This is a genomic window from Phenylobacterium sp. NIBR 498073 (genome assembly GCF_027286305.1).
Classification (GTDB): domain Bacteria; phylum Pseudomonadota; class Alphaproteobacteria; order Caulobacterales; family Caulobacteraceae; genus Phenylobacterium.
In genome coordinates this window covers 2,577,009-2,595,887 of the sequence record NZ_CP114599.1, presented here as the reverse complement: position 1 = coordinate 2,595,887, position 18,879 = coordinate 2,577,009, and the positions used below count along the sequence as shown (strand labels likewise).

The window sequence follows — 18,879 nt, the reverse complement described above, 5'->3', positions numbered from 1 at the left end:
ATGACCACGTTAGAGCGGGCCGAACGGCCAGCCGCCTCGATCTCGCCGATCCTTTTCGCGGTGACGACCTTCGCCAGCGCGGGCCTGGTTTTCCTGGTCCAGCCGATGGTGGCCAAGCTGGTTCTGCCGCTGCTAGGCGGCAGCTCCTCGGTCTGGAACACCTCGATCGCCTTCTTCCAAGCCGCGCTGCTGGTGGGCTACGGCTACGCCCACTTTCTCCAGAAAATCCGTTCGGTGCGGATCCAGGCGCTAGTGCATGTGGCGGCTCTGCTGGCGGCTGCGCTGGCCCTGCCGCTGCGGGTGACAGGAGCGTTGGGCGAGCCGTCCTCCGACTACCCGTCGCTGTGGCTGCTGGGGGTGCTGGCGGTCTCCATCGGGGCGCCGTTCGCCATCCTGTCGGCCACCGCGCCGCTGGTGCAGGCCTGGCATGCGCGCACCATCCATGCCGAGACCGGGGCCGAGCCGTATGTGCTCTACGCCGCCTCGAACCTTGGCAGCCTGCTGGCGCTGCTGGCCTATCCGGCGGTGGTCGAGCCGCTGGCCACCCTGCACGGACAGACCGCCGGCTGGAGCACGGGCTATGTCGCGTTCGTAGTACTGATGGCGACCCTGGCGCTGTTCGTCTCGCGGGCGAGGGCGGCGACGATCGAAACGCCAGCCTCCGCCGCCGGACCCGCGCCCAGCTGGCGCGACCGGGCGATCTGGATCGGCCTGGCGGCGATCCCGTCCAGCCTGATGCTCGGGGTGACGACCCACATCACCACCGACGTGGCCTCGGCGCCGTTCCTCTGGGTCATTCCGCTGGCCCTCTACCTGCTGACCTTCATCATCGCCTTCTCGGACAGGCCGATCGTCTCGCCGAAGCTGACCTTGATGCTGCAGGCCGCGGCGGTGGTCGCCTGCGCGGCCCTGATGCCGTTCAAGTCGGCCAACTTCATGCTGCAGCTGACGGTGCACCTGGCGGCGTTCTTCCTGACCGCGCTGATGTGCCACCAGGCGCTGGTCGCCCGGCGGCCCGATCCGGCGCACCTGACGGAGTTCTATCTCTGGATGTCGTTTGGCGGCGTCGTCGGCGGCGCGTTCAACGCCTTCCTGGCGCCGGTGATCTTCACCAACGTCTGGGAGTATCCCTTGGTGCTGGTGCTGGCCTGCCTGGCGCGACCGGGGCTTCAGCCCGTCGAGCCCTGGCGCTGGGCCACTTTCGCGCTGGGGGGCATCGCGGCGGCGGCCGCGCCGGTCATCGCCCTGAAGTTCGGGATGGTCGATCACTTCAAGGTCATCGTCGGCGCCCTTCTGGTCCTGGCGAGCGTCAGCGCCTTCGTGATCCGCCGCCAGATGATCGTGTTCTTCGGGCTGGTGGTCCTGCTGTCGATCTCCGCCGAGCTGGTCGGCGACCGTGTCGACGTGCGCCAGAGCTGGCGCAGCTTCTTCGGCGTCCTTCGCCAGTCGGAGATGCCCGTCCCGGCGATGGGCGGAGCGGTGAAGATGCTGTCGCACGGCACGACCTTGCACGGCGCTCAGGCCCAGGACCCGCGCTACATGTGCCGTCCTCTCGTCTACTACGCGCCGGAGACGCCGATCGGGCAGGTGTTCAGCCACGAGACCAAGCGTCCGACCCCGCTGCGGGTCGGGGCGGTGGGCCTGGGGACGGGGGCGGTCGCAGCCTATTCCCGCAAGGGCGACCACCTGACCTTCTTCGAGATCGACCCGCTGGTGATCCGGCTGTCGACCGATCCCAAGTACTTCAGCTACACGACGACCTGCGCCAAGGGGGCGATCGACTATGTCGTCGGCGACGCGCGCCTGACCCTCGCCAAGCAGCCGGCCGGAACGTTCGACGTCCTGCTGATCGACGCCTTCTCGTCAGACGCGGTGCCGGCGCACCTGCTGACCGTCGAGGCGATGAAGGGCTATCTGGCCAAGCTCAAGCCCGACGGCGTGCTCATCGTCCACCTGTCGAACCGCAATCTCGAGCTGCGCGCGCCGGCCATGGCGGTCGCCGAGGCGGCGGGAGGGTTCGCCCTGATCCAGCGCCACAGCCCGGCCAAGGGCAGCCCGCCGCTCTGGGAGTCGGCCGAGGACGCGATGATCGTGAGCCGCAGCCTGGCGGCGCTGGCGCCGTACGAGGCCGACGGCCGCTGGGCGCAGACGGACCCGACCGCGGCCCGGCCGTGGACCGACGACTACATGAACCTCGCCGGAGCGATGTACGCGCAGCTGAAGGTGAATTGGCCCTGGCTGCCCTAGAGCCCTTCCCACTCACGATGGATCATCGTGAGTGGGGAAGAAGGGCTCTAAACTCAAACAATCGACCCTGTGCATCCCGGTGCGCTTGATTCAAGCCAATCGGGACAGGGGCTAGGCGTGGGTCTCGACGGCCACGATCGCCTGGGCCAGCAGGCCCTCCTGGCGGCCGGTGAAGCCCATGCCCTCGGTGGTGGTGGCCTTCACGCTGACGCGGTCGAGCGGCACGCCTAGCAGCTGCGCCAAGCGCTCGCGCATGGCGTCGCGGTGGGGGCGGATCTTGGGCCGCTCGCAGACGAGCGTCACGTCGGCGTTGATGATCCGGCCGCCCTTGTTCGTCAGGATTTCGACCGCGTGCAGCAGGAACCTGTCGGAGGCCGCGCCCTTCCATTGCGGATCGGACGGCGGGAAGTGCTCGCCGATGTCGCCTTCGCCGATGGCGCCGAGGATCGCGTCGGTCAGGGCGTGCAGCCCGGCGTCGGCGTCGGAATGGCCGATCAGGGTCTGGTCGTGCTCGATCTTCACCCCGCATAGCCAGACGGCTTCGCCCGGGCCCCAGCGGTGCGCGTCCACGCCCTGGCCGATACGGGTGATACGCGCGCCGCCCGCCAGTTGCTCAGCCATGGCGAAGTCCTCCGGATAAGTCAGTTTCATCAGCCGCGGGTCGCCAGGCGTGATCGCCACCTTGCCGCCGGCGCGTTCGACCACGGCGGCGTCGTCGGTCGGCTCGGCGTCGGCCGGCCAGGCGCCATAGGCGTCGGTCAGCGTCGACAGGCGGAACGCCTGGGGCGTCTGGGCGCGCCACAGGCCCTCGCGCGGCACTGTCTCGGAGACCACGCCGCCGGTTCCGCGCTTGAGCGTATCGGCCATCGGCAGGGCGGGCACGGCGCCGTCGGCGTCGGCGAGCGCCGCCAGCAAGGCCTCGATGTGCGCGCCGTTCAGCAAGGGGCGGGCGGCGTCGTGGATCAGGACCGGCGTATCGGCGGGCCCGGTGACGGCCTTCAGGCCGGCCTGCACGGACTCGGCCCGGGTCGCGCCGCCCTGCACGACCGCCCAGTTGTCGACCGCCTCGAGCAGTTCGGCGGCCTCATCGATCCAGCCGTCCGCCACGACCACGACGATCTGTCGCGCGCCGGCGGCCGCAAAAGCGTCGATCGACCAGGAGAGGATGGGGCGGCCGCCCAAGCTGCGCCAGGGCTTGGGTGCTCCGGGACCGGCGCGGGTGCTGGAACCGGCGGCGACGATGACGGCTGAGAAATCCATGCGGCTTGTTTAGGGCGCATATGCCCGCTGTCTAGGCTTTACGGCGCCGCACAATTTGCCTAAAACAGAGGCGGTAGGGGTGATTACAAAATGAGCAGCGTGCTCAAGATCGGGGATGTGGAAGTCGGCGGCCGCGCCTGGATCGCGCCGATGACCGGCGTGTCCGATCTGCCGTTCCGCAAGGCCGCCAGCAAACTGGGCGCGACCTATGTCGCGACCGAGATGGTCGCCTGCGCCGAATTCTCCAAAGGCCGGCCCGACGTCGTGCGGCGCGCGGCGGTGGGCGAAGGGCTGCCGCTGATGGTCGTCCAGCTCGTCGGGCGCGAGCCGGCGCACATGGCCGAGGGCGCGCGGCTGGCGGCCCAGGCGGGCGCTCAGATCATCGACCTGAACTTCGGCTGCCCGGCCAAGGAAGTGACCGGCGTGTTGTCGGGCTCGGCGCTGATGCGCGAGCCGGAGCTGGCCGAAAGCCTGATTGCCGCGGCAGTCGATGCGGTCGACGTGCCGGTCACCGTGAAGATGCGGCTGGGCTGGGACGCGGCCTCGAAGAACGCGCCGGACATCGCCGCTCGGGCTCAGGCCAGGGGCGCGCGCGCCGTGACGATCCACGGGCGGACGCGCAGTCAGTTCTACAAGGACAGCGCCGACTGGAGCGCGGTTCGGTCGGTGACCGAGGCGGTCTCGATCCCCGTCATCGTCAATGGCGACATCACCGACGGGGACAGCGCGCGCAAGGCGCTGGCCGCCTCGGGCGCCGACGGGGTGATGGTCGGTCGCGGGGTCTATGGGCGGCCATGGGTCGCCACCCTGATCGAGGCCGAGCTGGCCGGGCGCACGTTCGAGGAGCCGCAGGCCGAGCGGCGGCTGGAGATCGCGCTGGAGCACTTCCGCGACAGCCTCAACTTCTACGGCGATCGGCTGGGGGTGCGGATCTTCCGCAAGCACCTGGCCTCCTACATCGAAAATGCGCCCTGGCCGGAGACGGCCGAGGCGCGCCGCGCCGCACGCTCGACGCTGTGCCGGCTCGACGATCCGGCGGAGGTCGAAGCCGGCCTGGCCGCCCTGTGGCGTGACCCCCAACCGAGACTGGCCGCATGAACAACCAAACCCGCGCGGCGACGTCCGGCCTGAATCTGGAGCTCCTGAAGTCGAGCGCGTTCGACGTCTCTCCGGAACCGGCGCTGGTGGTCAGCCGCGACGGGGCGCTGGTCGCGGTGAATGAGGCGGCCGAGGCGCTGTTCGGGCAAGGCCTGGGGCTGCTGACCCGAGGGCGGTTCGGCGCGGCGCTGCCGCCGGGATCGGCCCTGGTCTCGCTGCTCGAACGGGCCCTGGAGGAGGGGGTTCGGGTCCGCGAGCGGGGCGTGGAGATCAGCCTGTTCGGCCATCCGTCCTTCGAGGCGGACGGCGCGGCCGCGCCGCTCGGCGACGGCTCGGTGCTGCTGACCCTGCACGTCAAGGGCGGGGCGCTGGGCGGGGAGCGGACCGGGGCCGAGCAGGCGGGCCTGCGGACCATCGTCGGGCTCGGCCACATGCTGGCCCACGAGATCAAGAATCCGCTGGCCGGCATCCGCGGCGCGGCCCAGCTGCTGAAGGCCGGGGCGCGGGCCGAGGACGCCCCCCTGGCCCAGCTGATCGTCGATGAGACCGACCGTATCCGGCGGCTGGTCGACCGCATGGAGGCGTTCTCGGACGACGCGCTGCCGGACTGCCATCCGATCAACATCCACCAGGTCCTCGACCGGGTGAAGGCGCTGGCCGCCAACGGCGTCGCCGACGGCCTGACCTTGACCGACGACTACGATCCCTCGTTGCCGCCGGCCTATGGCGACGAGGACCAGTTGATCCAGATCTTCCTGAACCTGGTGAAGAACGCCGCTGAAGCCGCCCATGCGCGCGGCGACGGTCGCGGGGCGATCACCATCCACACGGCCTATCGGCATGGCGTGAAGGTCCGCGCCGCCAAGGGGCACGTGCTGCGCGGCGCGCCGCTGGAAGTTCGCATTCAGGACAACGGCCCAGGCGTGCCCGCGCACCTGCGCGAGAGCCTGTTCCAACCGTTCGTCAGCACCAAGACCCATGGAGCGGGCCTGGGCCTGGCCCTGGTCGCCAAGCTGGTCGCCGGGCACGGCGGCCTGATCGATTTCGAATCCGAGCCGGGGCGCACGACCTTCCGTGTGCTCCTGCCGATCGCGTCTGGAGAGGATACGCCGGCATGAATGCGATGACGAACGCCAGCAAGAAGATCCTGATCGCCGACGACGACGCGTCGATCCGGCTGGTCTTGAGCCAGGCCTTTACCCGGTTGGGCTATCAGGTCCGGGCCACCGGCAACGCCACCACCTTGCTGAAGTGGGTGTCCGACGGCGAGGGCGACCTGGTCGTCACCGACGTGGTGATGCCGGACGAGAACGTGTTCGACGTGCTGCCGCGTATCCGCAAGGAACGCCCGCGGCTGCCGGTGATCGTGATGAGCGCCCAGAACACCCTGCTGACCGCCGTCAACGCGGCCGACGCCGGGGCCTTCGACTATGTCTCCAAGCCGTTCGACCTGGACGACATGACCTCGGCGGCGCGGCGGGCTCTGTCGCGGCCGGCCGACACCGAAGCGACCAAGGCCCAGGCTCGTGCGGTGCGCGACGAGCGGCTGCCGCTGATCGGCCGCTCGGGCCCGATGCAGGACGTCTATCGCACCATCGCGCGGCTGGTCGGGGCCGACCTGACGGTGCTGATCCTCGGGGAAAGCGGCACCGGCAAGGAGCTGGTCGCCCGCGCCCTGCACGACATGGGCCGCCGCAAGGACGGTAAGTTCGTGGTCATCAACCTGGCCGCGGTTCCGCGCGAGCGGGTCGAGGCCGAGCTGTTCGGCCGCGACGACGGCGACTACGGCAAGCTGGTCGAGGCCGATGGCGGCACGCTGTTCCTCGACGAGATCGGCGACATGCCGCTGGACGCCCAGACCCGGCTGCTGCGGGTGATCGACGGTTCCGAACAGTCGGTGAACCCCAAGACCGGTCGCCCGCCGAACGTGCGGATCATCGCAGCGACCAACCGCGACCTGCGGGCGCTGATCCAGCAGGGGCTGTTCCGGGAGGACCTGTTCTTCCGCCTGAACGTCGCGCCGCTGCGCCTGCCGCCGCTGCGCGACCGCACTGAGGACATCCCCGATCTGGCCCGCGCCTTCCTGCTGCGCGCCAACCGCGAGGGGCTGCCGGCCAAGACCATCGACGCCAGCGCCCTGGAACGCCTGAAGCTGCACGCCTGGCCGGGCAATGTCCGCGAGCTGGAGAACCTGATCCGGCGGATCTGCGCGCTTTATGCCGAGGAACTGATCACCGCCCGCATCGTCGAGCGCGAACTGGCCGACCAGCAGCCGGCCATTCCGGGGCACGAGGGGCCGGTCACCTTGGCGACGCTGGTCGAGCGCCACCTGGGGGGCTACTTCGCCGAACAGCCGGACGGGGTGCCGCCGCCCGGCCTCTACGATCGCGTGCTCGAGGAGATCGAGCGGCCGTTGATCCAGCTGACCCTATCGGCGACCCGCGGCAACCAAGTGCGGGCCGCCGAGATCCTGGGCCTCAACCGCAACACGCTGCGCAAGAAGATCCAGGACCTGGGCGTGGAGATGGCCCGCGGCCGCCGCTAGCAGCCGGCGGTCAGACGGCCGGTTCGATCAGGGCCGAGTAGACCAGGGTCCGCAGCTCTCGCCGGATGGGATAGGCCGACGAGGGCAGCACCTGGGTCATGAACACCACCGAGAGGTCCTCGGCCGGGTCCACCCAGAACGCGGTGCTCGCCGCGCCGCCCCAGTAGAACTCGCCGTCGCTGCACGGCACCAGGGTGCGCGGCGCGTCCTGCACCACGGCGAAGCCTAGGCCGAAGCCCACGCCGGCGTTGGTCGCCTCGGAGAACAGCGAGCGCGACAGCTGGGTCAGGTCCTTGCCGTCGGGCAGATGGTTGGCGGTCATCAGGTCGAGGGTCTTGGGCGCGATGAGCTGCACGCCGCCGTACTCGCCGCGATTCAGCAGCATCTGGCAGAACTTCATGTAGTCGGCCGCGGTCGAGACGAGCCCACCGCCGCCGGAAATGAACGACGGCGGCTGCAGGTAGGGGCTGGTCGCAGCGTCGTCCTGCAGGTCCAGCCCGCCCTTCGGGGTCGCGTTGTAGCAGGCGGCCAGCCGCGCGCCCTGGCCCTCGCGGACCTGGAAGCCGGTGTCGGCCATGCCCAGCGGCGTGAAGATTCGCTGTTGCAGGAACTGCTCGAACGGCATGCCGGCGATCTTGCCGACGAGGTAGCCGAGCACGTCGGTGGAGACCGAGTAGTTCCAGGCCTCGCCGGGCGAGAACTCCAGCGGCAGGGCGGCCAGCGCCTCGATCATGGCGTCGAGGGGCAGGGTGCTGCCGATCTCGCCGACCCCGGCCTTGCGATAGGCGGCGTCGACATTGGTGCGGTTCTGGAAGCCGTAGGTAAGGCCGGAGGTATGGCGCAGCAGGTCGACCATCTGCATCGGCCGCGCGGGCGGCTTGGTCAGGAAGCCGCCGGTGGTCCCGGCGCTGAAGACGCCGAGATTGGCCCACTCCGGAATGAAACGGTGGACCGGATCGTCGAGCGCGACCTTGCCTTCCTCGACCAGCATCATGAAGGCGATGGAGGTGATCGGCTTGGTCATCGAATAGATGCGGAAGACGGTGTCGGCCTCACAGGCCAGCCCGCGGGCCACGTCGCGCTGGCCGCCGACGAACTCGTGCGCGATCTCGCCGTGGCGGACGATCAGCACCTGGGCGCAGGGCATGCGGCCGGGCTGCAGGTACTTTTCGCTGATGAAGCGGTCGAGTTTGGCGAGGCGGTCGGGGCAAAAGCCCAGGGAGCGGGGATCGGCCATGTCGGGTCCTGGTCGTTGACGGCGAAGCTGACGTCAACAGACCTGAACCGGCCGGGCGCGCCAAGTCCCGAGGCGGCGGGAGGGGAGAATATCGACGGGAGCGCGCCCCGGTGCGCGCTCCCGCCTGGCCGATCAGGCCTGGACCGGTTCGCCGGCCGGCTGGGCGGCGCGCACCCGGCGGCGGGCCTCGACCGCCAGGGCCAGCTCTTCGAGCAGTTCGACCGAGCTGTCCCAGTCGATGCAGCCGTCCGTGATGCTTTGGCCGTAGACCAGCGGCTGGCCCTCGACGAGATCCTGGCGCCCGGCCGCCAGATGGCTCTCGATCATCACCCCGGCGATCCGCGCGTCGCCGGCGGCGACCTGGGCGGCGACGTCGCGGGTGACAGCCGGTTGGTTCTCCGGCTTCTTGCCGCTGTTGGCGTGGCTGACGTCGATGATCACGCTCTGGCGCAGGCCGCTGGCGGCCAGCTCAGCGCAGGCTGCGGCGACGCCGGCGGCGTCGTAGTTCGGGGCCTTGCCGCCGCGCAGGACCACATGACTGTCGTCGTTGCCGCGGGTGGCGGCGATGGCGGCGCGGCCGTCCTTGCCGATGGCCAGGAAATGGTGTGGCTGGCTGGCGGCCTTCACCGCGTCCACGGCGATGCGCAGGTTGCCGTCGGTGCCGTTCTTGAAGCCGATCGGGCAGGAGAGGCCGGAGGCCATCTCGCGGTGGATCTGGCTCTCGGTGGTGCGGGCGCCGATCGCGCCCCAGGCCACGAGGTCGGCTAGGTACTGCGGCGTGGTCACGTCCAGGAACTCGACCGCGGCCGGCAGGCCGAGGGCGTTGACCTCCAGCAGCAGCTTACGCGCCAGCGGCAGGCCCTCGTCGATGCGGAAGGTGCCGTCGAGATGGGGGTCGTTGATCAGGCCCTTCCAGCCGACGGTGGTGCGCGGCTTCTCGAAATAGACCCGCATGACGATTTCGAGCCGGTCCTCGAAGCGGGCGCGCTGTGCGGCCAGTCGTCGCGCATAGTCCATGGCCGCGACCGGATCGTGGATCGAGCAGGGACCGATGACCACCACCAGCCGGTCATCGGCGCCGTGCAGGATCTGGTGGATCTTCTGTCGGCTATCCGACACGAGTGCGCCGACGGCGTCGCTGGCCGGCAGGTCGCCCATAACCTGCGCCGGCGAGGCGAGGGGCTTGATGTCGAGGATACGTAGGTCGTCGGTGTTCACGAGTGCGCTCCGGGTGATTTCAGGTTCCGGCGGCGCAAAAGAAAAGCCGCCAGGTGCTGGCGGCTGGGTGGGTCTTGCGTTCTATGACAGCGTGCTGTCGCGCGATCCCCTTCCTCCGCCAGCGGCATCGGAATAGCCAAAATACCAAAACGAATATTGGCTGGTGGCGAGGATCATCGCCGGCACCGATAGCGCACTCGCAGAGCGCTGTCATCCCCAGGCGGCTGTCAGGCGACTGTGAAGCCTGAGCGCAACATCAGTGTTGAATTTGGGGCACAGCTGGTTAGGGTCGCCGCTGCAATGGCGTCTTTGAGTCACGATGGCGGAACTCACGCGACGCCCGCCGCGCGGTTCTGGCGGGCGCTGCAATCACGCTATGTGCTTGGCGGCGGCTACGCCCTGGCCGCGGTGCTCACGGCGGTGGCGATCCTGCTGGCCGCGTCGCCGCCCGAGACGGGCCCGCTGGCTCCTGCCTCCAAGAACATCCTGGCGATCCTGGGCCTCAACCTGGTGCTGATCCTGGCGCTCGCCGCGCAGGTGGGCTTCCGGGTGGCGACGATGCTGCGGGCGCGGTCGGTGGACCCGGCGGCGCGGCTGCATGTGCGGTTCGTGACCCTGTTCGCGCTGGCGGCGGTCGCCCCGGCGATGGTCGTGGCGCTGTTCTACACGGTGCTGGTCAACCGCGGGGTTGAGAACTGGTTCTCCGAGCGGGTCCAGACGGTGGTCGAGAACTCGGCGACCGTGATGCGGTCCTATGTCGACGACCAAAGTCAGTTCGTCGAGGAACACGTGACCCTGATGGCCAACGACCTGAACCGCGCCGCCCCGGCGTTGCAGGTCAGCCCGGTCACCTTCAGCCACTTCCTGGCCTATCAGGCCTCCTACCACGCGTTTCCGGCCGCCTATCTGATCGACCGCGAGGGGCGGATCCTGGCGCGGGCCGAGGCGGTCGGGGTCGTCGACTTCCAAGCGCCGCCGCCCTCCAGCTTCGCGGCCGCCGACGAGGGGTCGATCTCGGTGTCGCCGAACCTGACGCGCGCGCTGACCCGGCTGACCGCCTATCCCGACGCCTACCTCTACGTGACGCGTCCGGTGCAAGCGGGGATCGTCAACCAGCTGCACGAGGCCGACCGGGCGGTCACCGCCTATCGCGAGGCGGCGGAAAGTCGCGCGCGAATTCAACGGGTTTTCGCGCTTTCCTACATCGAAACGGCGATGCTGGTGCTGGTCGGGGCGGTGTGGCTCGGCATGGGCGCGGCCAGCGCCATCTCCGCCCCGGTGGGGCGGCTCGTGCAGGCCGCCGGGCGGGTCGCCGGCGGCGATCTCGACGTGCGGGTGGACACCTCCGAGGACCCCGAGGAGCTAGCCGTCTTGTCCCGCGCCTTCAACAGCATGACGCATGATCTTCAGGCCCAGCAGGCGGCGCTGAAGCGCGCCGGCGACGAGGCCGAGGAACGTCGCCAGTTCATCGAGACCGTACTGGCCGAGGTCTCGGCCGGGGTGATCGGCCTGGACGCCGACGGGCGGATCTCGGCGGTGAACCGCCAGGCGCGCATCCTGCTCGACCTGGTCGAAGGCCAGACCAGCGGCCGGCGGCTGGCCGAGGTGGCGCCGGAGTTCGTCGCCATCGCCGACCGCGCCGACGCGGCCGGCGAGTCCGAGGCGGAGGTGGACGTGGCGCGGGCCCGCGAAACCCACCGGCTGCGCGTGCGCGCCAGCCGCTCGGAAGGCGGACTTGTGCTGACCTTCGACGACATCACCCGCCTGGTCTCGGCCCAGCGGAACGCCGCCTGGCGCGATGTCGCCCGCCGGATCGCCCACGAGATCAAGAACCCGCTCACCCCGATCCAGCTGTCGGCCGAGCGCCTGCGCCGCAAGTTCCGCAAGGACGTGCCGGTCGAGGATCTCGAGACCTTCGACCGCTGCACCGACACCATTGTGCGCCAGGTCGACGGGATCGGCCGGATGGTCGACGAGTTCTCGTCCTTCGCCCGGATGCCCACCCCGAAGTTCGCCGCGCAGGACGGCGCCGAACTGGTTCGCGCCGCGGTGTTCGCACAGCGGGTCGCCGCCCCGGACATCGAGGTCGAGCTGCTCGACCCGACGCCGCACGTGACGCTGGTCGCCGACGGCCGGATGCTGGCCCAGGCGCTGACCAACATCCTGAAGAACGCAGCCGAGGCCGTGGCCGCGCGCGTCGCCGTCGAGCCCGAGCCCAAGGGCCGGATCACCGCGCGCCTGATCGCCGACGAGCAGGGGGTGCAGGCGATCGTCGAGGACAACGGCGTCGGCCTGCCGGACAAGGATCGCGACCGTCTGACCGAGCCCTATGTGACGACCCGCGAGAAGGGCACGGGACTGGGCCTGGCGATCGTCAAGCGCATCCTGGAAGACCATGGCGGCGAATTGATTTTGACCGATGCGACGGGCGGACGCGGGGCCCGTGCAGTGCTGAAACTTCCCACGGCGGCGCCGGGCGCGTCCGACGCCGCCGCCGGACCTGAGCCAAGAGCTCAAGACGCAGGAGTGATGTGATGGCGGCTGATGTACTGGTGGTCGATGACGAGGCGGACATCCGCGAGCTCGTTGCAGGCATCCTGTCGGACGAAGGCTATGCGGTGCGCACGGCCAACGATTCCGAGAGCGCGCTGGCCGCCATCAAGTCGCGCAAGCCGGCGCTGCTGATCCTCGACATCTGGATGCAGGGCGGGGGGATGGACGGGCTGGAGCTGCTCGACCTGGTCAAGACCCTGGACGCCGACATCCCGGTGATCATGATTTCCGGCCACGGCAATATCGAGACCGCAGTCAGCGCCATCAAGCGCGGGGCCTACGAGTTCCTTGAAAAGCCGTTCAAGTCCGACCGGCTGCTGCTCTGCGTCGAGCGGGCGCTGGAGACCAGCAATCTCAAGCGCGAGAACCGCCGCCTGCGCGCCCAGACGATCCAGCCCGACGGGCTGATCGGCAAGTCCGTGGTCACCCAGCAACTGCGCGGCCTGATCGCCAAGCTGGCCTCGGCCAACAGCCGGGTGCTGATCGCCGGTCCGCCCGGCTCGGGCAAGGAGACCGTGGCGCGGCTGATCCACGCCGCCAGCCCGCGCGCGCGCAACGAGTTCGTGGTGATCAGCGCCGCCGGCATGACGCCCGAGCGCGTGGACACCGAGCTGTTCGGCGAGGAGCTGGAGGGCGGCCGCCCGGCCAAGATCGGGGTCTTCGAGCGCGCCCATGGCGGGACGCTATACCTCGATGAAGTGGCGGACATGCCGCGCGAAACCCAGAGCCGTATTCTGCGGGTTCTGGTGGAGCAGCGATTCCGCCGCGTGGGCGGAGAGCAGGACGTGCAGGTCGATGTTCGGGTGGTCTCTTCGACCTGCCGCGATCTGCGTGAGGAGATCAATGCGGGCCGGTTCCGCGAGGATCTGTTCCACCGCCTGAACGTGGTGCCGGTCAGCGTCCCGGGGCTGTCGGAGCGGCGCGAGGACATCCCCGAGCTGATCGACTACTTCGTCAACCGGATCTGCGAGGCGACCGGGATGCCGCGCCGGCGGCTGGCCGACGACGCGTTGGCTGCGCTGCAGGTGCGGGCCTGGCCGGGCAACCTCAGCCAGCTGCGCAACAACGTCGAACGCATGCTGATCCTGGCGGCCGGGGACGCCGGCGAACCGATCAGCGCCGAGATGTTGCCCAACGACGCGGTGGTGAACGACCAGCCGTCCAGCCTGGGGGCGGAGAAGATCATCGCCCTGCCGCTGCGCGAGGCGCGCGAGGTGTTCGAGCGCGAGTACCTCAACGCCCAGATGCTGCGTTTCTCGGGCAATATTTCGCGGACCGCGGCCTTCATCGGGATGGAGCGCTCGGCCCTGCACCGCAAACTGAAGTCCCTGGGCCTGTCGGGCGCCAGGCCTATGGAAGAAGAGGACGCGTAAGGTGGGGCGTATCGCCTATGTGAACGGGCAGTTCGTGCGGCACGGCGAGGCCGTGGTGCACATCGAGGACCGCGGCTACCAACTGGCCGATGCGGTCTACGAAGTCTGGGCCCTGTTCGACGGCAAGCTGGCTGACGCCGAGGGGCACTTCGCGCGCCTGGAACGCAGCCTGTCCGAACTGCGCATCCCGATGCCGATGAGTCGCGCGGCCCTGACCATCGTCCTGCGCGAGGCGGTGCGCCGCAATCGGATCCGTGAAGGCCTGCTGTACCTGCAGGTCGGCCGCGGCGTCGCCCCGCGCGGCCACGCCTTCCCCGACCATCCGGTGGCGCCGAGCGTGGTGATCACCGTCTCGCCCGTGGATCGCGCGGCTACCGAGGCCAAGGCCGCCAAGGGCGTGAAGGTCATCACCACTCCGGAGAACCGCTGGGGCCGGTGCGACATCAAGACCGTCGGCCTGTTGCCCAATGCGCTCGCCAAACAGGCGGCCAAGGAGCGCGGCGCGGCCGAGGCCTGGTTCGTCGACGATCTGGGCTTCGTCACCGAGGGCGCTTCGTCCAACGCCTGGATCATCGACGCCGACGGCGTGCTGCGCACCCGCGACACCAACGCCAACATCCTGCGGGGCGTCACCCGGCGCACGCTGCTGGACGTCCTGCGCGACGAGGGCATGCAGGTCGATGAGCGGCCGTTCACGCCCGCCGAGGCGGTCGCGGCGAAGGAAGCGTTCATCACCGGCGCCGGCAGCCTGGTGCTGCCGGTCGTGGCGGTCGACGACAAGCCGATCGGAAATGGTGAGGTCGGACCGGTGGCGATAAAGCTCCGTCGCCTCTATATCGAGCGCGCGAGGGCGACGGCCGTCTGATGCGAGCGGCGCGATTGCGCCGGTCATGTCCGCCGGTCTAGCCTCATGCATGTGTGTGGGAGGCGTGTTGCCTCCCGAACAGAAAAAAGGGCGACAAGCCATGTCCGGCAACGAAAAGAAACAGAACCTCCAGGACACGTTCCTGAACAGCGTCCGCAAGTCGAAGACGCCGCTGACGATCTTCCTGGTGAACGGCGTGAAGCTGCAGGGCGTCGTGAGCTGGTTCGATAATTTCTGCGTGCTGCTGCGCCGCGACGGCCAGTCGCAGCTGGTCTACAAGCACGCCATTTCCACCATCATGCCGGCCCAGCCCGTTCAGCTCTATGAACCGGCGGAAGACGAGGGCGATTGACCTCCAAGTCCATCGATCGTGAAGCGCCCCCTCAGGGGGCGCTCGTTATTCATCCCCAGCGAGACGGCCGCGACTCGGCGCGCAGCTCACAGGCGCGTCTGGACGAGGCCGTCGGCCTCGCGCTGGCGCTCGACCTGGAAATCCGGGACGCGATCATCGCGCCCCTGCGCAAGCGCACGCCTGCGACGCTGTTCGGCAGCGGCAAGGTCGACGAGATCGGGGAGCTCTGCTTTCAGCTGCAGGTCGACGTCGCGGTCGTCGACGACGCCCTGACGCCCGTCCAGCAGCGCAATCTGGAAAAGGCCTGGCAGGTCAAGGTGATGGACCGCACCGGGATGATCCTTGAGATCTTCGCCCGGCGCGCACGGACCCGCGAGGGCATCCTGCAGGTCGAACTGGCCCGGCTGTCGTATGAGCGGTCGCGGCTGGTTCGCACCTGGACCCACCTGGAACGCCAGCGCGGCGGCTTCGGGGTCATGGGCGGTCCCGGCGAAACCCAGATCGAGACCGACCGCCGGCTGCTGGCCGAGAAGATCGGCAAGCTGAAGCGCGAGCTGGTCGAGGTGCGGCGCACCCGCAACCTGCAGCGCGGGGCGCGCCAGCGCCATCCGTTCCCGGCCGTGGCCCTGGTCGGCTACACCAACGCGGGCAAGTCGACCTTGTTCAACCGTCTGACCAAGGCGGACGTGATGGCGGCGGACATGTTGTTCGCCACCCTCGACCCGACCCTGCGGATGCTGGACCTGCCCGACGGCCGGCCGGCGATCCTGTCGGACACTGTGGGCTTCATCTCCGACCTGCCGCACGAATTGGTCGAGTCCTTCCGCGCGACCCTCGAGGAGGTGAAGGAGGCCGACGTCATCCTGCATGTCCGCGACATCGCCAGCGAGGAGACGGAGGCCGAGGCCGAGGACGTCCGGACGGTGCTCGACCGGCTCGGCGTCGACGTCGAGGAACGCAACGTCATCGAGGTCTGGAACAAGGCCGACCTGCTGGAGCCCGAGGACCGCGAGCAGGTCGCCGGCGACGCGCGGCGTCATCATCCGCCGGCGGTCATGGTCTCGGCGGTGAGCGGCGAGGGGTGCGATGCGCTGCTGGCGGCGATCGCGCGGCTGGTCGACGATGCGCCGCCGGTGTCGGTCAAGCTGACGGCGGCCGATGGCGCGGCGATGGCGTGGTTGTACCGGCACGGCCGGGTGATGGACCGCGTCGACGACGAGGACGGGTCGGTTCGCATCGCCGTGCGGCTGGGCGCCCAGGCCCTGGGTCAGTTCGAGCAGCAGTTCCCGAAGGCCGAACTGACGGCGCTCTAGGCCTTCTCGGCCAGCTTCGCCGCATCCCAGAGCGAGTCCATCTCGGCAAGGTCAGACTGCTCGGCGCTCTTGCCGCGCTTGGCGAGTTCGGCCTCGATGAACTGGAAGCGACGCACGAACTTGGCGTTTGTCGAGCGCAGCGCGTCTTCCGGCTCCAGGTCCAGCTTGCGGGCCAGGTTGGCGCAGACGAACAGGATGTCGCCCAGCTCGTCGCGCATCCGGGCGACGTCACGGCCGGCGGCGATCTCGTGCTCCAGCTCGGCGGTCTCCTCGCGCAGCTTGTCGAGCACGAATGAGACGTCCGGCCAGTCGAAGCCGACGCGCGCGGCGCGGGCGGTCAGCTTTACGGCGCGGGTGAGGGCGGGCAGGCCGGTCGGCACGTCGTCCAGCAGGCTCTGGTTCTTGCCCTTCTTGGCCCGCTCCTGAGCCTTGATGACCTCCCAGGCGCGGGTCTGTTCGGCGCTGGTGCGTTGCTCGTCCTGCCCGAACACGTGCGGGTGACGGCGGATCATCTTCTCGGAGATGGCGTCGGCCACGTCGTCGAAGGCGAAGGCGCCCTGTTCCTGGGCCATGCGGCTGTGGAACACGACCTGCAGCAGCAGGTCGCCCAGTTCCTCGCGCAGGTCGTTCAGGTCGCCGCGCTCGATGGCGTCGGCGACCTCGTAGGCTTCCTCGACCGTGTAGGGAGCGATGGTCGCGAAGGTCTGTTCGAGATCCCAGGCGCAGCCGCCGTCAGGGTCGCGCAGCCGCGCCATGATGGACAGCAGGCGGTCGATGGGGCGCTGATCGCTGGGATTGGAGCTCATGGACTATTCGGCGGCCTCGGCGAGTTCGGCGTCTTTCATATCGCGCGCCGCCAGGGCCGCGCGAATCTCCGCATGGCGCTCGGAGGTCAGCGGGAAACTCCAGACGATGACGCTGGCGGCGATCGACATGGCCGCGGGCACCGCCGCGAACAGGATGGCCAGGCCCTGGAGTCCCGTATCGACGCCCGTGCCCTTGGGATCGAAGCCCATGGCCTGCAGCAGCGGGAAGCTGATGCCGACGGCGGCGGCCGAGCCGACCTTTACGGTGCCGGAGAGGATCGCATAGAGCAGGCCCGTGCGATCGACGCCGCTGGCCAGCCGCTCCTCGTCGCCGATGTCGGCCATCATCGCCCGCAGCAGGAAGGCGCCGGCGGCGTAGGGCACGCCGATCAAGAACATCAGGATAGCCGCGGGGATCATCGCGCCTTGCGGAATCAGCAGCGAGCACAGGGTCAGGACGGCGTAGACGACGCCGGAGACGGCCAGCGCCCGGTGCTTGGAGATCTTGTACGAGAGCCAGGTCCACAGCGGCGCGCCGACCAAGCCGCCGATGAAATAGATCAGCAGCAGCATGCTCGCGTCGGCGTGGGTGAAGCCTTTCACCCGGCCGAAGAAGAAGAAGAACAGCGCGCCCGTGATCGCCGGGCCGGTGCCGATCAGCAGGTCGGCGACCAGGATGCGGACCACGCTCGGGCGCTTGAACAGCGCCAGGTACTCACGGAAGCCCGACTTTTTGACCTCGGAGGCGACCTGGGGCTCGGGGACGCGCCACAGCGCCAGGCCCACCGTGATCGGCAGCAGCACGACGATGAACCAGCCCATCGCCTGCACCCCGGCGCGGTGTCCGGTCACGCCGAGCATCGGCAGCAGGGCCGGCAGGGTGAGCACGAAGATCATGCCGACGACATTGCCGGCTTGCCACCAGGCATAGATCCGCGAGCGCTGGTCGTACTGCGGCGAGAGCACTGCGGCCCAGGCCAGCTGCGACAGGCCGGCGATCGAGACGCCCGCATAGACCACCAGCAGCCAGAGCCAGAGATAGCCGGTGGATACGCCGGGCTTGGCCATGAACAGCATGTAGGAAGCCAGCATCAGCAGCGGCGCGCTGATCGCGAACCACAGCTTGAAGCGGCCGAACCGCGAACGCGTGCCGTCCATGACCCCGCCGATGTAGGGGTCGAAGGCCATGTCGAGCAGGCGCACGAGCATGAACGCCATGCCGACGGCGCCGAGGCTGAGGCCCAGTTCGTTCGCATAGTATTCGGGGAGGTAGACCACGAGCGGCAGGCCAAGGCCCGCCAGCGGAAGACACGGAGCGGCGAGCGCCGCCAAGGTCCAGTTGGAACGCCGTTCCGCCTTTGCGGTCATTTCACTCATCCCCTAGGCGCTTCCGGATCTACTGGCGTCCGGCGAGCGGCGCGATGTGAACCCTCAGCCCCTGGGGTGGCAAGGCCTTTCGGCGTTATCGGCGAGCGTACACATTGCCGCGGCCCAGTTGATAGGCGAAGCGGTTGATCGCGTACTCGGCGTCCGACCATGTGGTGGTCAGGCGCGACTGGCGAATGTCGGTTTCGTACCAGTCGTAACGGACGGGGGTGACCTCGCCATCGACCGAAATGGCCCGGCCCTCGATCTTGGCGCCGCCGACGCCGAAGCTCTCCATCGACAGGCCAGGCGTGTCGCCGAGCTGCTTGAAGGTGGGCCGGTTCGGGCGGGCGTCGACCAGGGTCAGCTCCAGCCGGCCGCCGGCGAGAACACCGGTGCGATGCATCTCGCGCTCGACGTCCTTGCGCAGTTCGGCGGCCAGGCGCTCCACGTCGCGCACGCCGTATTCCTCGGTGGCTTTCTTCTGCAGTTCGGGGCTGAGCTTGACCTCGACGCTGGCGACGGTCGGCATCGGCTCGGCGATCGCCGAACCGGCGAGCGCAAGGGTGGCGAAGGCGGTGAAAAGCAGGGCGCGCATGACGGGCTCCAGGCGAAAGGACGACACAGTCTGTCTGACTAGATGGGGC

At 69.2% G+C, this 18,879-nt stretch carries 15 protein-coding genes; 9 read left to right on the top strand and 6 right to left on the bottom strand.

The features are described from left to right. Nucleotides 1–2,247, top strand: a complete 2,247-nt coding sequence (locus O4N75_RS12895; RefSeq protein WP_269625939.1) for a fused MFS/spermidine synthase — start codon at nucleotides 1–3, stop codon at nucleotides 2,245–2,247. A gap of 111 nt (nucleotides 2,248–2,358) precedes the next feature. Here the strand turns inward: O4N75_RS12895 and O4N75_RS12890 are convergent, their stop codons facing one another. Continuing rightward, nucleotides 2,359–3,507, bottom strand: coding sequence for a bifunctional 2-C-methyl-D-erythritol 4-phosphate cytidylyltransferase/2-C-methyl-D-erythritol 2,4-cyclodiphosphate synthase (locus O4N75_RS12890; RefSeq protein WP_269625938.1), 1,149 nt, complete (start codon nucleotides 3,505–3,507; stop codon nucleotides 2,359–2,361). Nucleotides 3,508–3,597: 90 nt separating this feature from the next. On the opposite strand from O4N75_RS12890, the gene dusB reads away from it, so the two are divergent. Genes dusB through O4N75_RS12875 form a run of 3 tightly spaced genes read left to right on the top strand, consistent with a single transcriptional unit; the run spans nucleotide 3,598 to nucleotide 7,150 of the window. Further along, nucleotides 3,598–4,605, top strand: a complete 1,008-nt coding sequence (gene dusB / locus O4N75_RS12885) for a tRNA dihydrouridine synthase DusB (RefSeq protein ID WP_269625937.1) — start codon at nucleotides 3,598–3,600, stop codon at nucleotides 4,603–4,605. Beyond that, nucleotides 4,602–5,723, top strand: coding sequence for an ATP-binding protein (locus O4N75_RS12880; RefSeq protein WP_269625936.1), 1,122 nt, complete (start codon nucleotides 4,602–4,604; stop codon nucleotides 5,721–5,723). Before dusB ends, O4N75_RS12880 begins: the two co-directional genes overlap by 4 nt. 5 nt (nucleotides 5,724–5,728) lie before the next feature. Then, the gene (locus O4N75_RS12875; RefSeq protein ID WP_269629369.1) at nucleotides 5,729–7,150 is read left to right on the top strand and encodes a sigma 54-interacting transcriptional regulator; all 1,422 of its coding nucleotides are present in this window, start codon (nucleotides 5,729–5,731) and stop codon (nucleotides 7,148–7,150) included. 10 nt (nucleotides 7,151–7,160) lie between these two features. Here O4N75_RS12875 and O4N75_RS12870 read toward each other — a convergent pair whose 3' ends face one another. Then, nucleotides 7,161–8,387 carry a serine hydrolase domain-containing protein gene (locus tag O4N75_RS12870; RefSeq protein ID WP_269625935.1) on the bottom strand — a complete coding sequence of 409 codons (1,227 nt, stop codon included), beginning with the start codon at nucleotides 8,385–8,387 and terminating at the stop codon, nucleotides 7,161–7,163. 132 nt (nucleotides 8,388–8,519) lie between these two features. Then, complete coding sequence (locus O4N75_RS12865) at nucleotides 8,520–9,605, bottom strand: 3-deoxy-7-phosphoheptulonate synthase (RefSeq protein WP_269625934.1); 1,086 nt, start codon at nucleotides 9,603–9,605, stop codon at nucleotides 8,520–8,522. Nucleotides 9,606–9,905: 300 nt separating this feature from the next. Here O4N75_RS12865 and O4N75_RS12860 point away from each other — a divergent pair, with 300 nt between their 5' ends. From O4N75_RS12860 to hflX, 5 genes are all read left to right on the top strand, one after another. Further along, a complete protein-coding gene (locus tag O4N75_RS12860; protein WP_269625933.1) occupies nucleotides 9,906–12,140 on the top strand; it encodes a PAS domain-containing sensor histidine kinase in 2,235 nt (744 codons plus the stop codon). Continuing rightward, complete coding sequence (locus tag O4N75_RS12855; protein WP_269625932.1) at nucleotides 12,140–13,531, top strand: sigma-54 dependent transcriptional regulator; 1,392 nt, start codon at nucleotides 12,140–12,142, stop codon at nucleotides 13,529–13,531. The genes O4N75_RS12860 and O4N75_RS12855 overlap by 1 nt, the downstream gene beginning before the upstream one ends. A 1-nt stretch (nucleotide 13,532) precedes the next feature. Continuing rightward, on the top strand, nucleotides 13,533–14,396 hold the full coding sequence (locus O4N75_RS12850; protein WP_269625931.1) for a D-amino-acid transaminase: 864 nt from the start codon (nucleotides 13,533–13,535) through the stop codon (nucleotides 14,394–14,396). Between the two features lie 100 nt (nucleotides 14,397–14,496). Further along, entirely contained in the window at nucleotides 14,497–14,748 is a 252-nt protein-coding gene (hfq, locus tag O4N75_RS12845) for an RNA chaperone Hfq (protein WP_183770024.1), read from the top strand. After that, nucleotides 14,745–16,061 carry a GTPase HflX gene (gene hflX / locus O4N75_RS12840; protein ID WP_269625930.1) on the top strand — a complete coding sequence of 439 codons (1,317 nt, stop codon included), beginning with the start codon at nucleotides 14,745–14,747 and terminating at the stop codon, nucleotides 16,059–16,061. The genes hfq and hflX overlap by 4 nt, the downstream gene beginning before the upstream one ends. On the opposite strand, the gene mazG is transcribed toward hflX, so the two are convergent. The 3 genes from mazG to O4N75_RS12825 all read right to left on the bottom strand — a co-directional run bounded on the left by mazG (nucleotide 16,058) and on the right by O4N75_RS12825 (nucleotide 18,830). Continuing rightward, nucleotides 16,058–16,867, bottom strand: a complete 810-nt coding sequence (gene mazG / locus O4N75_RS12835) for a nucleoside triphosphate pyrophosphohydrolase (RefSeq protein WP_269625929.1) — start codon at nucleotides 16,865–16,867, stop codon at nucleotides 16,058–16,060. The two genes, hflX and mazG, sit on opposite strands and share 4 nt — an antisense overlap. 3 nt (nucleotides 16,868–16,870) lie before the next feature. Beyond that, entirely contained in the window at nucleotides 16,871–18,235 is a 1,365-nt protein-coding gene (locus tag O4N75_RS12830; protein WP_269625928.1) for an MFS transporter, read from the bottom strand. Nucleotides 18,236–18,329: 94 nt separating this feature from the next. Further along, entirely contained in the window at nucleotides 18,330–18,830 is a 501-nt protein-coding gene (locus O4N75_RS12825; protein WP_269625927.1) for a hypothetical protein, read from the bottom strand. Nucleotides 18,831–18,879 lie beyond the last annotated feature (49 nt).

Bases quoted from the DNA above. Each gene is read 5' to 3' on its own strand.
- O4N75_RS12855 (WP_269625932.1), top strand. From the start codon at position 12,140: ATGGCGGCTGATGTACTGGTGGTCGATGACGAGGCGGACATCCGCGAG.
- O4N75_RS12870 (WP_269625935.1), bottom strand. From the start codon at position 8,387: ATGGCCGATCCCCGCTCCCTGGGCTTTTGCCCCGACCGCCTCGCCAAA.
- O4N75_RS12825 (WP_269625927.1), bottom strand. From the start codon at position 18,830: ATGCGCGCCCTGCTTTTCACCGCCTTCGCCACCCTTGCGCTCGCCGGT.
- O4N75_RS12830 (WP_269625928.1), bottom strand. From the start codon at position 18,235: ATGACCGCAAAGGCGGAACGGCGTTCCAACTGGACCTTGGCGGCGCTC.
- O4N75_RS12880 (WP_269625936.1), top strand. From the start codon at position 4,602: ATGAACAACCAAACCCGCGCGGCGACGTCCGGCCTGAATCTGGAGCTC.
- O4N75_RS12895 (WP_269625939.1), top strand. From the start codon at position 1: ATGACCACGTTAGAGCGGGCCGAACGGCCAGCCGCCTCGATCTCGCCG.
- O4N75_RS12890 (WP_269625938.1), bottom strand. From the start codon at position 3,507: ATGGATTTCTCAGCCGTCATCGTCGCCGCCGGTTCCAGCACCCGCGCC.
- mazG (WP_269625929.1), bottom strand. From the start codon at position 16,867: ATGAGCTCCAATCCCAGCGATCAGCGCCCCATCGACCGCCTGCTGTCC.
- dusB (WP_269625937.1), top strand. From the start codon at position 3,598: ATGAGCAGCGTGCTCAAGATCGGGGATGTGGAAGTCGGCGGCCGCGCC.
- hfq (WP_183770024.1), top strand. From the start codon at position 14,497: ATGTCCGGCAACGAAAAGAAACAGAACCTCCAGGACACGTTCCTGAAC.
- O4N75_RS12860 (WP_269625933.1), top strand. From the start codon at position 9,906: ATGGCGTCTTTGAGTCACGATGGCGGAACTCACGCGACGCCCGCCGCG.
- O4N75_RS12875 (WP_269629369.1), top strand. From the start codon at position 5,729: ATGACGAACGCCAGCAAGAAGATCCTGATCGCCGACGACGACGCGTCG.